This window comes from Neisseria maigaei (assembly GCF_958267405.1).
Taxonomy (GTDB): domain Bacteria; phylum Pseudomonadota; class Gammaproteobacteria; order Burkholderiales; family Neisseriaceae; genus Neisseria; species Neisseria bergeri.
In genome coordinates this window covers 80,146-93,176 of sequence record NZ_CATQFT010000035.1, presented here as the reverse complement: position 1 = coordinate 93,176, position 13,031 = coordinate 80,146, and the positions used below count along the sequence as shown (strand labels likewise).

The window sequence follows — 13,031 nt, the reverse complement described above, 5'->3', positions numbered from 1 at the left end:
CATTATGTCTTTGCAAAACATTATCGAAACCGCCTTTGAAAACCGCGCGGACATCACCCCGTCCACCGTTATTCCCGAAGTCAAAGAAGCCGTGTTGGAAACCATCCGCCAGCTCGATTCAGGCAAACTGCGCGTCGCCGAACGCTTGGGCGTGGGCGAGTGGAAAGTCAACGAATGGGCGAAAAAAGCCGTGCTGCTGTCTTTCCGCATCCAAGACAACGAAGTCCTCAACGACGGCGTGAACAAATACTTCGACAAAGTGCCGACCAAGTTTGCCGACTGGTCTGAAGACGAGTTCAAAAACGCAGGCTTCCGCGCCGTTCCGGGTGCGGTTGCCCGACGCGGCAGCTTTGTGGCGAAAAATGTCGTGCTGATGCCGTCTTACGTCAACATCGGCGCATACGTTGACGAAGGTGCGATGGTTGACACTTGGGCGACTGTCGGTTCTTGCGCGCAAATCGGTAAAAACGTGCACTTGAGCGGCGGCGTCGGCATCGGCGGCGTACTCGAACCCCTGCAGGCCGCACCCACCATCATTGAAGACAACTGCTTCATCGGTGCGCGTTCTGAAATCGTTGAGGGCGTGATTGTCGAAGAAGGCAGCGTGATTTCGATGGGCGTGTTCATCGGTCAATCCACCAAAATCTTCGACCGTACGACTGGCGAAATCTACCAAGGCCGTGTACCGGCAGGTTCGGTTGTCGTATCCGGCAGTATGCCTTCCAAAGACGGCAGCCACAGCCTTTACTGCGCCGTCATTGTCAAACGCGTGGACGCGCAAACCCGCGCCAAAACCAGCGTCAACGAATTGTTGCGCGGCATCTGATGCCTTAAACCGTATTTGAAACGTCCAATGCCGTCTGAAATCCGCTTCAGACGGCATTGCCGTTTGCACGCTGCAAAGTGAAAACACAGAAACAGGGACAATTTGCTATAATCAACGGTTTAGAACGAACCGAACACTATTTGAAGGATACAAAATGGGTTTTCTGCAAGGCAAAAAAATTCTGATTACCGGCATGATTTCCGAGCGTTCCATCGCTTACGGCATCGCCAAAGCCTGCCGCGAACAGGGCGCGGAACTGGCGTTTACCTACGTTGTGGACAAACTGGAAGAGCGCGTCCGCAAAATGGCGGCGGAATTGGATTCCGAACTCGTATTCCGCTGCGATGTTGCCAGCGATGACGAAATCAACCAAGTGTTCGCCGACTTGGGCAAACATTGGGACGGCTTGGACGGTTTGGTGCATTCCATCGGCTTCGCGCCGAAAGAAGCCTTGAGCGGCGATTTCCTCGACAGCATCAGCCGCGAAGCGTTCAACACCGCACACGAAATTTCCGCATACAGCCTGCCCGCATTGGCAAAAGCCGCCCGTCCGATGATGCGCGGCAGAAATTCCGCCATCGTCGCCCTGAGCTACTTGGGCGCGGTGCGCGCGATTCCGAATTACAACGTGATGGGTATGGCAAAAGCCAGCCTTGAGGCAGGCATCCGCTTTACCGCCGCCTGTTTGGGCAAAGAAGGCATCCGCTGCAACGGCATTTCCGCAGGCCCGATCAAAACGCTTGCCGCCTCCGGCATCGCCGATTTCAGCAAACTCTTGGGACACGTCGCCGCCCACAATCCCCTCCGCCGCAACGTTACCATCGAAGAAGTCGGCAATACCGCCGCCTTCCTGCTGTCCGACCTGTCGTCCGGCATTACCGGCGAAATCACTTACGTTGACGGCGGTTACAGCATCAATGCCTTGAGCACCGAGGGATAATCCGCCGTTTTCAAATCCGTGCGCCGTCCGTGCCGCATATCGGTTTCGGGCGGCGGTTTGCCGTCTGAAGCGTATTTCCAGAGAAATGCCCGATTTACGGCAGGCGGGATGGGAAATGCGGACGCTTGTTTTAACCGACTGCCTTTGTGTCGACTTGCGGCAGGCGCGGAGGAAACGGTCCGGATGCGAAAATGCCGTCTGAAACGCCAAACGGGTTTCAGACGGCATTTTTTTATTTAAAGCATCAGCACACTTCAACCAGCCAGCCGTATTTGTCTTCCGCCAAACCGTACTGGATGTCGGTAATCGCCTTACGGATGGCATAGCCGCGTTCTTGGCTCTTCACTTCGATTTCTTTGCCGTCAATTACGAAAGAAGTTACCGGGGAAATGACCGCGGCCGTACCGGTCAGAATCGCCTCCGCACCGTTTTCCACCGCAGCTTTGAGTTCGTCAACCGTGAAATTGCGTTCGCTGACGGTATAGCCCAAATCTTTGGCAACCATCAGTACGGAATCGCGGGTAACGCCGTGCAAAAACTCGTCTGTCAGCGGTTTGGTAATGATTTCATCACCATTAATCAGGATAAAGTTGGACGCGCCGGTTTCCTGCACGTCGCCGTTCGGGCAGAACAGCACTTGGTTTGCGCCGTATTCGGCTTTCGCCTTCAGCACCCAGTGCATCGCGGAAGCGTAGTTGCCGCCGCATTTGACGCGGCCCATGTGCGGGGCGCAGCGGATGTGTTCGGTTTCCACCAAGATTTTAACGGGCGAGCCGACTTTGAAATAGTCGCCGACGGGGGAAGCCAAAATATACAGCAGGGCGGTTTCGGAAGGAGAACCGGCCTTGCCGATAACGGGATCGGTACCGATTAAGGTCGGGCGCAGGTACAGCGCGGCAGGCGCATCGGGAATTTCATCGGCGGCACGTTTGACCAGTTCGACCAAAGCATCGAGATAAGCTTGGGTTTCGGGTCGGGGCAGGTGCAGGATGTCCGCACTTTGCCGCATACGCGCGATATTGGCAGTCGGACGGAACAGTACGATTTTACCGTCTGCCTGACGGAAGGCTTTCAGTCCCTCGAAACATTCGCTGCCGTAGTGCAGGGCGTGCGCGCCGGGTGCGAGGGAGAGGTCTTGCGAAGATTGCCATTCGGTCGGCTGCCATTTGCCTTCGCGGTAGGCGAGGACGGGCATTTGACTGTGAAAAACGCTGCCGAATACGGCGGGTACGGGTCTGCTCATAATGTAAAGCCTTTCTTGTTCGGATATGTATCCAGACATTTTAATCCGTATCGAGGACGGATGACAATCTGCCGGCCGCGCTCATTCGGACAACAGGTATGCTTCGGACGTATGGTGCGGTTTCTGTTCCTCTTCGGGCGGCAGCCGCATATAGTCGCCGTAATATTGCGTCAGGTGTTCGTGGTAGCCGTTCATCACTTGAAACTGCCTGCCCTCGAATGTTTTATAGACGACGCTGTCGAAATATTTTTTGGGCATATAGGATTTCCTCCAGCCGCCGTAGTCGGACAAAACCAAACCGATGAAACCACATTCCCGAATCGGGTAGGCGGTTTGGAACTGTTGCAGGTTTTGCGTCATTTTGTTAAATAGAAAACGACTTAAAACGGCAAAAATTTTGTATTTCAGGCTACCTTCTTTTGCCTTCAGCCACCTTTTTTTGCAGGAAGAAAAGCGCAACTTGATGCGGCGGTGCCGTTTCATCATACGGAAAATGGTTTTTGGTTCGTCAGGTACGCCGTCATAAATGAAAATGTCGATAAATAAAGGGCTTTTTTTGCCGTATGCGTCGATGAGTTCTGCACGCGGATCGAAGATTTTTGCCATTTCCCCGGTATGCCGGGCGCGGATGTCTTCGGCGGTTTCCAAAAAATAGTGCGGGTGCGCGGTTTTTTGCCAAACGCCGACAAATTTTTGGTATTCGTCGCGGTGCATATAAACGTCGATGTCGTCGTCCCAAGGGATGAAGCCTTGGTGGCGTATCGCGCCGATCAGTGTGCCGCCGCCGAGCGAATAGCGGATGCCGTGCCGTTCGCACAGGGCGTGGAAATCGTCCAAAATGTCGAGGCAGACGAGCTGTTGTTCCCTGAGTGTCAATTTTTTCATTTAAATTCCTTTGTATTGCACCCCGTCAAAGGGGCGCATTGCTTTTCTTTACGGTTGGAACGCCGTCATCCGCAGCGGCAAACCTGTTCGGGCAATACGGCAGGATCGCGCTTTATGTGCCGCCTTGCGTGTCGGGACGTTGCCGCTGCCGAAGGGGGGCGAGCTGCCGCAAGATGGCGCGGTAGTCTTCTTGGTCGTCCATTTCAAATATGTCGCCGCTGCCGAGCAGCTCGGTGCGGATGTCCAGTTTGCCGAGGTGTTCCATCGGGATGTTGTCCCAATAGAGTTTGGGGTTTTCCAGACGTTCCGCACCGGCGTATGCCCCGAGCAGGTTTAAGATGGTGCGGCAGTCTTCCGCCGTCCAATAAGACACGCCCGACAGGCTGGGGCGGGGCTGGGAACCGATGTCGATGCGGACGACCCGTCCGATGTCGTCTGAAACGGGCAGCCATTCGTTGTGCGTGCGGGCGCGGACGACGGTGAAATAGGTGCTGTGCTGCGGGCGGTTTAAAAAAATATTGCGTCCGAGCACCACGTCGGCATCGACGACGTAGCAGCCGTTGAAAAAATTACGCGCCAGCGAAAAGGAATAGATGCTGTTGTATTCCCGATATTTTTCGTTGTGAATCAAAATACAGCCGTATTTTTCTTGAAGATAATCGAATTGCCGGTGCAAATGGCCGGTTACGACGGCGATATTGCTTATGCCGGCTTCGCGCAGGAAGGATAGCGTCCTTTCGAGGTTGGGCGTGCCGCAAATGTCCAAAAGGGCTTTGTGGACGGTTTGCGTCATTTCTTTAAAGCGGCTGCCCAGCCCCGCCGCCAAAATAATGGCATTCATATTTCACCTTTCCGCCCGCACAGGCTCAATGCCGCGCCGGTTCCCAACAAAACCGCCCACATTATGGCGGACGGCGGAACCGGGTGGCGGTAAACGAAGAACCCCAAAACCATCGCCCAAACAGGGTAGGTGATGTTCAAGGCCATCGCCTTGAGGGGTTTCAACAGATAAATCGCCTGATAATAACAGGCATAAGACAACGTGCCGAAGGCAATGATGCCGATGATGCGCGCGTCGTACAAATCGGAGGGGTTTAAAGAAAACCCCCGGGCAGACAGGCAGACAAGGATCAGCAGGTAGCCGCATACCGATCCGCACAGGCGCAAACAATAAACCTGAAGGCCGGAGAGCGTACGCATCGTCCGGGCAGACAAAACAACCTCGAGCGACCAGCCCGAAACGCACACTGCGATACAAACCAACCCCAAGGCGTTCAGTCCGCCCCGTCCGCCTGCATCCGCAGCCAAGCCCGCCGAAGAGAGTACCGCCAGCGCGAAACCGGCACGCGCCGCCGTCCCTGTGCGTTCCTTTAAAAACCAAGCCGACAAAGCCGCCGCCAATACGGGGAACAGGGACGATAAAGGCGCGGCGTAATATACCGTCAGGTAATGGATGCCCAAAAGGTATGCCGACATACCGACCGGCCCGCCGAGCAGTCCCGACAACACGGGCCTCCAAAAAACGCCGCGAAACCCCGGCCGCCCTCCGCTCCCCAAGCCTGCCCACACTGCCGACAAAGAACACAAATCAATCAAAAACAGCAAAAAAACCATCTGTCCGAATGCCGCGCCGCGCGCAAACGGCAAACGGTCGAACAACAGGCCGGAAGCCGCCCAAAATACCGCCGAAGCCGCTCCGAACAGATAGCCGCGCATCACGGCAGCACCGCCGACAGTTCAAACGCCGCCGCCAGCCGCCGTGCTGCATAACCGCCGAAATCTTCGCCCTGTTCCTCTTTAACCTTCGTCCACAAAAACCACAGCACGTTTTGGCAAAACCGGTGGATGTTCAGGCGCGTCGCCGCGTCCCGCGCCGAGATGCCGTCTGAAGCCCCGCCGGCAAGATAGGCCTCCAGCAGGCAGCCTGCCGCTTCAGACGGCATCCGCCCCTCCTCGATAACGGCGGCAAGGTCGAACAAGGGGTCGTTCATACCCGAATACTCCCAATCGATAAAAAACAGCCCCTCCCCCTGCAACAGCATATTTTCCGGTACCAAATCATTGTGGCACGGGCGAAGGGGCAGTTTCCGGCATACGCCTTCCAGCCGCCAAAAAGCATCCGCAAGCCTGTCCATACGCGCGTCCGCCTTCAGGAACAAATCCTTGTCCTGCAATAAGGAAAAATACCGGCGGAATGCGTCAAAGGCATTGAATGTGTTGCGGAAGGCAAAGTTTCCGCCGTGCAGCCGGCGCAGGTTGCCCGCAACCAGGCGCAGGCAGCGTTCGTCTTGCAGTTGCGTTTGATTTAAGGGCGCGGAGTTTTCCAGATAACGCGTCAGCTTCACACCGCTTTGTACATCCAAAACGGGCGTTTCCACATTCAAACCGGCGCGGTACGCCAAATCATTGTTGAACGCCTCGTGCCTCCGGTCGATCAAGGCGGCGCGGGCGGAATGGGGCAGGCGCAGGACGAATTTCCCGCCGGGCAGGTCCAGCAGGATATTTTGGTTGGTCATCCCCCCGATGGGGGAGAAGGGGACGGCGTGGCGCGTGAGAAAATCAAATACTTCGTCAGGCTTGCGGCAGGTTCGGGCAAAGCCTACAATTTTGTCGATTGATTGATTGATTGGTTGGTTGGTTGGTTGGTTGGTTGGTTGGTTGGTTGGTTGGTTGGTTGGTTGGTTGGTTGGTTGGTTGGTTGGTTGGTTGGTTGGCATTTTTGTATCGGCGCGGGGAGTTTGTCTTTGCATATTTTAGCATTGCGGACTGCCCGTGTCAGCGGCTTCCCTATCCGGAAGCGTCCAAATCGTTTAAACTTGCACAATCCGGCTGCCGCACCGTTTGGGTGCGCCGCCCGTCTGTCTTACCTGCGGAACACATATGAAACTTATCTATACCGTCATCAAAATCATTATCCTGCTGCTCTTTCTGCTGCTTGCCGTCCTCAATACTGATACTGTTTCCTTTTCCTACCTGCCGGGGCAGAAATTCGATTTGCCGCTGATTGCCGCCCTGTTCTGCGCGTTTGTCGTCGGCATCGTGTTCGGAATGTTTGCCCTGTTCGGGCGGCTGCTGTCCTTGCGCGGCGAAAACAGCCGCCTGCGTGCGGAAGTGAAGAAAAATGCGCGCTTGAGCGGACAGGAATTGACTGCGCCGCCGGCACAAAATGCTGCCGAATCTGCCAAACAGCCTTGAGAAAGCCGATATGGACAATGAATTGTGGATTATCCTGCTGCCGATTATCCTTTTGCCCGTTTTCTTCGCGATGGGCTGGTTTGCCGCCCGCGTGGATATGAAGACTGTATTAAAGCAGGCAAAAAGCATACCGTCGGGATTTTACAAAAGTCTGGATGCCTTGGTTGACCGCAACAGCGGACGTGCCGCCAGAGAGTTGGCGGAAGTCATCGACCAGCAGCCGCAGTCGTATGATTTGAATCTTACCCTCGGCAAACTCTACCGCCAGCGCGGTGAGAACGACAAAGCCATCAATATGCACCGGACGCTGCTCGACTCCCCCGACACGGTCGGCGAAAAGCGTGCGCGCGTCCTGTTTGAATTGGCGCAAAACTACCAAAGCGCGGGCTTGGTTGACCGTGCCGAACAGATTTTTTTGGGGCTGCAAGACGGTGAAATGGCGCACGAGGCCCGCCAGCACCTGCTCCATATCTACCAGCAGGACAGGGATTGGGAAAAAGCGGTTGAAACCGCCCGGCTGCTCAGCCATGACGAACAAACTTATCAATTTGAAATTGCGCAATTTTATTGCGAGCTTGCACAAGCCTCGCTGTTCAAATCCAATTTCGATGCCGCGCGTTTCCATATCGGCAAAGCCTTGGAAGCCAATAAAAAATGTACCCGCGCCAATATGATTTTGGGCGATCTCGAGTACAGGCTGGGCAATTTCCCTGCCGCCGTCGAAGCCTATGCCGCCATCGAGCAGCAAAACCACGCCTATTTGAGTATGGTCGGCGAGAAGCTTTACGAAGCCTATGCCGCGCAGGGAAAACCTGAAGAAGGCTTGAACCGTCTGACAGGATATATGCAGACGTTTCCCGAACTTGACCTGATCAATGTCGTGTATGAAAAATCCCTGCTGCTCAAGGGCGAGAAAGAAGCCGCGCAAACCGCCGTCGAACTTGTCCGCCGCAAACCCGACCTCAACGGCGTGTACCGCCTGCTCGGTTTGAAACTCAGCGATTTGGATCCGGCCTGGAAAGCCGATGCCGATATGATGCGTTCGGTTATCGGGCGGCAGCTACAGCGCAGCGTGATGTACCGTTGCCGCAACTGCCACTTCAAATCCCAAGTCTTTTTCTGGCACTGTCCCGCCTGCAACAAATGGCAGACGTTTACCCCGAATAAAATCGAAGTTTAACCACCACCGAGAGGAACACAAAAAATGCGCTTACTCCATACTATGCTCCGCGTGGGCAATCTCGAAAAGTCCCTCGATTTCTACCAAAACGTTTTGGGCATGAAACTGCTCCGCCGAAAAGATTATCCCGAAGGCAGATTTACCCTTGCCTTCGTCGGTTACGGAGATGAGGTAGACAGCACGGTTTTGGAACTGACGCACAACTGGGATACGGAACGATACGACTTGGGCAACGCTTACGGACACATCGCAGTTGAAGTGGACGATGCCTACGAAGCCTGCGAACGTGTGAAGCGGCAGGGCGGAAACGTCGTCCGCGAAGCCGGCCCGATGAAACACGGCACAACTGTGATAGCCTTCGTCGAAGACCCCGACGGCTACAAAATCGAGTTTATTCAAAAGAAAAGCGGCGACGATTCGGTTGTCTATGCGAATACCTGATACCGCCGCCGCCAATGCCGTCTGAAGCCTTTAGGGGGTTCAGACGGCATTTTTTATAGTGGATTAACAAAAATCAGGACAAGGCGACGAAGCCGCAGACAGTACAAATAGTACGGCAAGGCGAGGCAACGCCGTACTGGTTTAAATTTAATCCACTATATTGCCGGCGGTCTGCTGTTTGAGCCTGTGCCGGTTCAAACTTTATCCGTTACACAGATAAGGCAAAAAAAGATGCCGTCTGAAACGGCATCCTTGATCTGCGAAAGGGCAGTTGGGAATCAAATACCCAATTCCTGCGCCAATGCTTGAGCACGTTTGAGTACATCACCTTCCGCTTCTTCCAGCAATTCCTGCACTGTCTCGGCAGCGGCATCGCGGTCGCCGATTTCGAGATACATTTTGGCAAGGTCGTATTTTGCTTCGGCCGGTGCGTCAGAACCCACAGATTCCGAAGTGAAACCGGTATCTGCATTGTTCGGGATATTCTCTTCCGCAAGGGAGATGCTCCAATCTACCGTTTCTTTTTCCCCGTCTTTCAGGAAGTCGGGCAAAGCGTCTGCCTCAGAGGTGTTGGAATCAGGCGTTTCCAAAGTGATTTCCGCTGCTTTTTCCTCAACGGCAGGTACTTCAGAAGGTTGCAGCAGCGCGGACAAATCGTCTGCAACGGTGTGGAAATCGGGCATTTCGGCAACAGTTTCTGCTGCGATTTCCCCAACGTCAGGCGTTTCAAACGGTTGCAGCAGCGCGGACAAATCATCGGCAACGGTTTCCGTTACATTTTCCTCAACAGCCGGTGCTTCAGCAGGCTGAAGCAATGCGGACAAATCGTCTGCGGTGGCGTTAAAATCAGGTATTTCGGCAACGGCTTCTGCTGCGGTTTCCCCAACGTCAGGTGTTTCAAACGGTTGCAGCAGCGCGGACAAATCGTCGGCAACGGTGTGGAAGTCGGACGTTTCGGCAACAGTTTCCGTTACATTTTCCTCAACGGCCGGTGCTTCAGCAGGTTGCAGCAGTGCGGACAAATCGTCTGCGGCGGCGTTGAAATCGGGCGTTTCAGGCGCAGTTTCCGCGACGGCATCGGTTTCGTACACTTTCAGGAAATCGTGCAACTCTTCCGGTGTTTGGACTTCGGCAACTGTTTTTTCCAAGATGGTTTCGGGCGAGGAAGCCTTCAGGAAGCCTGCCAGTCCGGAGGGTGCGGCAGGTTTTGCGGAAGCTGTTTCTTCTGTGTCGATATGGTTGTTTGAGAACAGGTTGTTGTAGAAATCGGTATCGACGGTTTCCGGTTTGTTTTCGGCAGTTTGGGCGACAGATTCCGGTTCGGGTGTGTCGATGACGATTTTGGCAGGGTTGTACGGGTTGAAGGTCTCGGGCTCGTACACGCTGTCTGTGGATTCGATTTTGTTCCAATCGGCATCCGCGCGTTTTTGGGTTTCTTCATCCTGCGTAAGTGCGCCGGACAAAATGCCGTTTTGCGCGGCTGCCAGGCTGTCGAAATCCAAGTCGATGCGGTTGGAAGGCGTATCGATTTCGACATCGAACGTTTGTTTTGCCGACAACTCTTCTTCAGATTCCCCACCTAAGGCAAGTGTGTCGTTTACATCGTTTTTCGGAGCGGGTTCGGGCGTTGCCGGAGTTTCGACTTCGGCAAAGGTGATTTCTATGCCGTCGTCTGCCGCGTCGTCAAGGTCAAGCTCTTCTTCAGGGACGGATTCTTCGGTACGGCGCGCGCGTTTGGATTGGGCAAGGCGCAAAAGCAGTAGCAGGGCAATCAATGCCGCGCCTCCGCCGGCAAGCAGCAAGGTGTACGAACTGCCGAACAGACCGTCAAACAGTCCGCTTTCGGTTTCTTCTTCGGCAGGAACCTGTTCGACAGGTTCGGCAACGGGTTCGGCGGCAACTTCACTGGCTGTTTCCGCAATAGGTTCGGAAACGGCGTTGCCGATTTCGTCGGTCGGCGTGTCGATAGCAGAAGCGGCGGCTTCTTGGGGGGCGGATTCGGCAGCAGTTTCCGATGCGGCAGTATTTGCAGCGGGTACAGGTTCGGGTTGGTGTTCTGTCGCCGAAGCCGGAGTTTCGGACACTGCGGGTTTGGGTTCAGGTCGAACGGCTGGTTTTTCCGCTTTTGCTTCGGGCGCGGCAACTTTTGCTTCAGGTTTTTCAACCGGTTTTTCGACAGGTTTCTCTATCGGTTTCTCTACCGTTGCCTGTTTGGACGGTTCAGACGGCATGGATGCGGTTTCGGCTTTGGGTTTCGCCGTTTGCGGCTTGGGTTGTTCCGCTTTGATTTTTTTGGGTGCTGCCGCTTTGATCCTATTCAGATTCGGAATGTGAAGCACGCTGCCCGCACGCAGTCTGCCGTGTGCGGAAACATTTGGGTTTGCCTTCAGCAGCGCATCGGCAACCTGTTCGAGCGTCAGGTGTTTCGGACGGATGGCGGCGGCAATCTGTTTGAGCGTTTCGCCTTTGCGGACGGTATGGGTTTTGCCGTTATGCGCCGGTTTGACGGCTGCGTTCGCGCTGTCTTTTTTATCGGTTTTGCGGTGTGTCTTGCCGTCTGAAAGTGCAGATTTGGTTTTGGGCGAGTAGCCGGCAGGATCGAGGATGGCGGTGTATTCGCGTACCTGCGCGCCTGCGCCGATGCGGAACACCAGGACGGGATCGCGGACTGCCTGATCGGAAGAAACGGCAATGACGGCTTTGTCGCCCAACTTGCGGACTTTGGCGGTCAGGCCTTTTTCGGAAACGGTAACGCTGCCGCCGCCTAGCAGGGCTTTGGCTTCTTCGCCGGTTACGGTAATGCTGCCGGAAAAGGGTTCGTCAAGGTTGGACCGGATATTCAGTCCGCCCAGTCCCGCATGTGCCTGAAAGGATGCGGCAAGTGCGATGGAGGCGGTAATCAGTTTGATTTGTCTGTTGTTTTTCAAGATGTATCCCCTGTGGGTTGGCGGCTGAATACGGTTTGACCGCGTACAGTCTGTAAATTTCGTCATCAGGCATCGGCAATACGGACGATAGGGTGCGGATAGGCAGAGATCCCGGCCGAAGCTGTATTTTAAAGCCAATTTTACAAATTATGACATATCTCCATCTTTTTTCAAAAACATCTGTGCATATTTGCATTAATCAAAACAAAATTTGTTGGTTTCGCAGGTGCAAAAACAGGGTTCTGCCTGTATGATTAGCGTTTATTTGATTTGCTTTCTCATTTGGATATGAAATTTGTCAGCGACCTTTTGTCCGTCATCTTGTTTTTTGCTACTTATACCGTTACCAAAAATATGATTGCCGCTACGGTGGTTGCCTTGGTTGCAGGCGTGGTTCAGACGGCTTTTCTGTATTGGAAATATAAAAAGCTGGATACGATGCAGTGGGTCGGACTGGTGCTGATTGTCGTATTCGGCGGCGCAACCATTGTTTTGGGCGACAGCCGCTTCATCATGTGGAAGCCGACAGTATTGTTCTGGTGCGGGGCGTTATTCCTGCTGGGCAGCCACCTTGCGGGTAAAAACGGCTTGAAGGCGAGTATCGGTAGGGAGATTCAGCTTCCGGATGCCGTATGGGCGAAATTAACTTATATGTGGGTCGGTTTTCTGATTTTTATGGGTATTGCCAACTGGTTTGTGTTTACTAGGTTTGAAGCGCAATGGGTTAACTATAAGATGTTCGGTTCGACTGCGCTGATGCTTGTTTTCTTTATTATTCAGGGTATTTATCTGAGTACCTATCTGAAAAAGGAGGATTGACTGTGGAATATTTTATGTTGCTGGCAACAGACGGGGAGAATGTGCATGAAGCGCGTATGGCGGCACGTCCCGAACACCTCAAACGCTTGGAGGTGCTGAAATCGGAAGGGCGGTTGCTGACCGCAGGTCCGAATCCTTTGCCGGAGGATCCGAACCGCGTTTCGGGTAGTTTGATTGTGGCGCAGTTCGAGTCTTTGGATGCGGCGCAGGCTTGGGCGGAAGACGATCCCTATGTTCACGCCGGCGTGTATAGCGAAGTGCTGATTAAACCGTTTAAAGCGGTGTTCAAATAATGCCGACCGTCGATTTGATCCGCGAACGCCTGCAGACGCTCGATCCTCTGGTATTGGAAATCGGCGATGAGAGTCATCTGCACAAAGGACACGCGGGCAATACCGGCGGCGGACATTATGCTGTTTTGGTCGTCAGCGGCCGTTTTGAAGGCGTAAGCCGCCTGAACCGTCAGAAAACGGTCAAATCGCTGCTCAAAGATTTGTTTTCAGACGGCATCATCCACGCGCTCGGCATCCGGGCGGCTGCCCCTGACGAGTATTTCCATACGGCGGACTGAATGA

The 13,031-nt window shown here is 54.2% G+C and carries 14 protein-coding genes; 8 read left to right on the top strand and 6 right to left on the bottom strand.

Translation table 11 applies throughout. The features are described 5' to 3' along the window. Window positions 1-4 precede the first annotated feature (4 nt). Both dapD and fabI read left to right on the top strand, forming a co-directional pair. Window positions 5-826, top strand: coding sequence for a 2,3,4,5-tetrahydropyridine-2,6-dicarboxylate N-succinyltransferase (gene dapD, locus Q3O06_RS05995; RefSeq protein WP_301818087.1), 822 nt, complete (start codon window positions 5-7; stop codon window positions 824-826). 154 nt (window positions 827-980) lie between these two features. Next, complete coding sequence (gene fabI, locus Q3O06_RS05990) at window positions 981-1,766, top strand: enoyl-ACP reductase FabI (RefSeq protein ID WP_118792474.1); 786 nt, start codon at window positions 981-983, stop codon at window positions 1,764-1,766. Window positions 1,767-2,010: 244 nt separating this feature from the next. Here fabI and ilvE read toward each other — a convergent pair whose 3' ends face one another. The 5 genes from ilvE to Q3O06_RS05965 form a co-directional block, all read right to left on the bottom strand. Further along, a complete protein-coding gene (gene ilvE / locus Q3O06_RS05985) occupies window positions 2,011-3,009 on the bottom strand; it encodes a branched-chain-amino-acid transaminase (protein WP_301818086.1) in 999 nt (332 codons plus the stop codon). A gap of 81 nt (window positions 3,010-3,090) precedes the next feature. Continuing rightward, window positions 3,091-3,894, bottom strand: coding sequence for a LicD family protein (locus Q3O06_RS05980; protein ID WP_301818085.1), 804 nt, complete (start codon window positions 3,892-3,894; stop codon window positions 3,091-3,093). A gap of 112 nt (window positions 3,895-4,006) precedes the next feature. Further along, on the bottom strand, window positions 4,007-4,735 hold the full coding sequence (locus Q3O06_RS05975) for an NTP transferase domain-containing protein (RefSeq protein WP_301818084.1): 729 nt from the start codon (window positions 4,733-4,735) through the stop codon (window positions 4,007-4,009). Then, on the bottom strand, window positions 4,732-5,610 hold the full coding sequence (locus Q3O06_RS05970) for a DMT family transporter (protein WP_301670350.1): 879 nt from the start codon (window positions 5,608-5,610) through the stop codon (window positions 4,732-4,734). Before Q3O06_RS05970 ends, Q3O06_RS05975 begins: the two co-directional genes overlap by 4 nt. After that, window positions 5,610-6,611: a phosphotransferase gene (locus Q3O06_RS05965; RefSeq protein WP_373323499.1), complete on the bottom strand. Its 1,002-nt coding sequence runs from the start codon at window positions 6,609-6,611 to the stop codon at window positions 5,610-5,612. The genes Q3O06_RS05970 and Q3O06_RS05965 overlap by 1 nt, the downstream gene beginning before the upstream one ends. A gap of 163 nt (window positions 6,612-6,774) precedes the next feature. Here Q3O06_RS05965 and Q3O06_RS05950 point away from each other — a divergent pair, with 163 nt between their 5' ends. From Q3O06_RS05950 to gloA, 3 genes are read left to right on the top strand one after another with little or no spacing between them, the layout of a single operon-like run. Then, window positions 6,775-7,089, top strand: a complete 315-nt coding sequence (locus Q3O06_RS05950; protein WP_301818083.1) for a LapA family protein — start codon at window positions 6,775-6,777, stop codon at window positions 7,087-7,089. A 10-nt stretch (window positions 7,090-7,099) separates the two neighbouring features. After that, window positions 7,100-8,269 carry a lipopolysaccharide assembly protein LapB gene (gene lapB, locus Q3O06_RS05945; protein ID WP_301818143.1) on the top strand — a complete coding sequence of 390 codons (1,170 nt, stop codon included), beginning with the start codon at window positions 7,100-7,102 and terminating at the stop codon, window positions 8,267-8,269. A 24-nt stretch (window positions 8,270-8,293) separates the two neighbouring features. After that, window positions 8,294-8,710, top strand: a complete 417-nt coding sequence (gene gloA / locus Q3O06_RS05940) for a lactoylglutathione lyase (protein ID WP_301818082.1) — start codon at window positions 8,294-8,296, stop codon at window positions 8,708-8,710. A gap of 278 nt (window positions 8,711-8,988) precedes the next feature. On the opposite strand, the gene tspA is transcribed toward gloA, so the two are convergent. After that, window positions 8,989-11,637, bottom strand: coding sequence for a FimV/HubP family polar landmark-like protein TspA (gene tspA / locus Q3O06_RS05935; RefSeq protein ID WP_301818081.1), 2,649 nt, complete (start codon window positions 11,635-11,637; stop codon window positions 8,989-8,991). Between the two features lie 288 nt (window positions 11,638-11,925). Between tspA and Q3O06_RS05930 the strand changes: the two genes are divergently transcribed. The 3 genes from Q3O06_RS05930 to Q3O06_RS05920 are packed head-to-tail and all read left to right on the top strand — an operon-like array spanning window position 11,926 to window position 13,027. Continuing rightward, window positions 11,926-12,456, top strand: coding sequence for a septation protein A (locus Q3O06_RS05930; RefSeq protein WP_301818080.1), 531 nt, complete (start codon window positions 11,926-11,928; stop codon window positions 12,454-12,456). A gap of 2 nt (window positions 12,457-12,458) precedes the next feature. After that, on the top strand, window positions 12,459-12,749 hold the full coding sequence (locus tag Q3O06_RS05925; protein WP_192879973.1) for a YciI family protein: 291 nt from the start codon (window positions 12,459-12,461) through the stop codon (window positions 12,747-12,749). Further along, the gene (locus Q3O06_RS05920) at window positions 12,749-13,027 is read left to right on the top strand and encodes a BolA family protein (protein WP_118792483.1); all 279 of its coding nucleotides are present in this window, start codon (window positions 12,749-12,751) and stop codon (window positions 13,025-13,027) included. The genes Q3O06_RS05925 and Q3O06_RS05920 overlap by 1 nt, the downstream gene beginning before the upstream one ends. Window positions 13,028-13,031 lie beyond the last annotated feature (4 nt).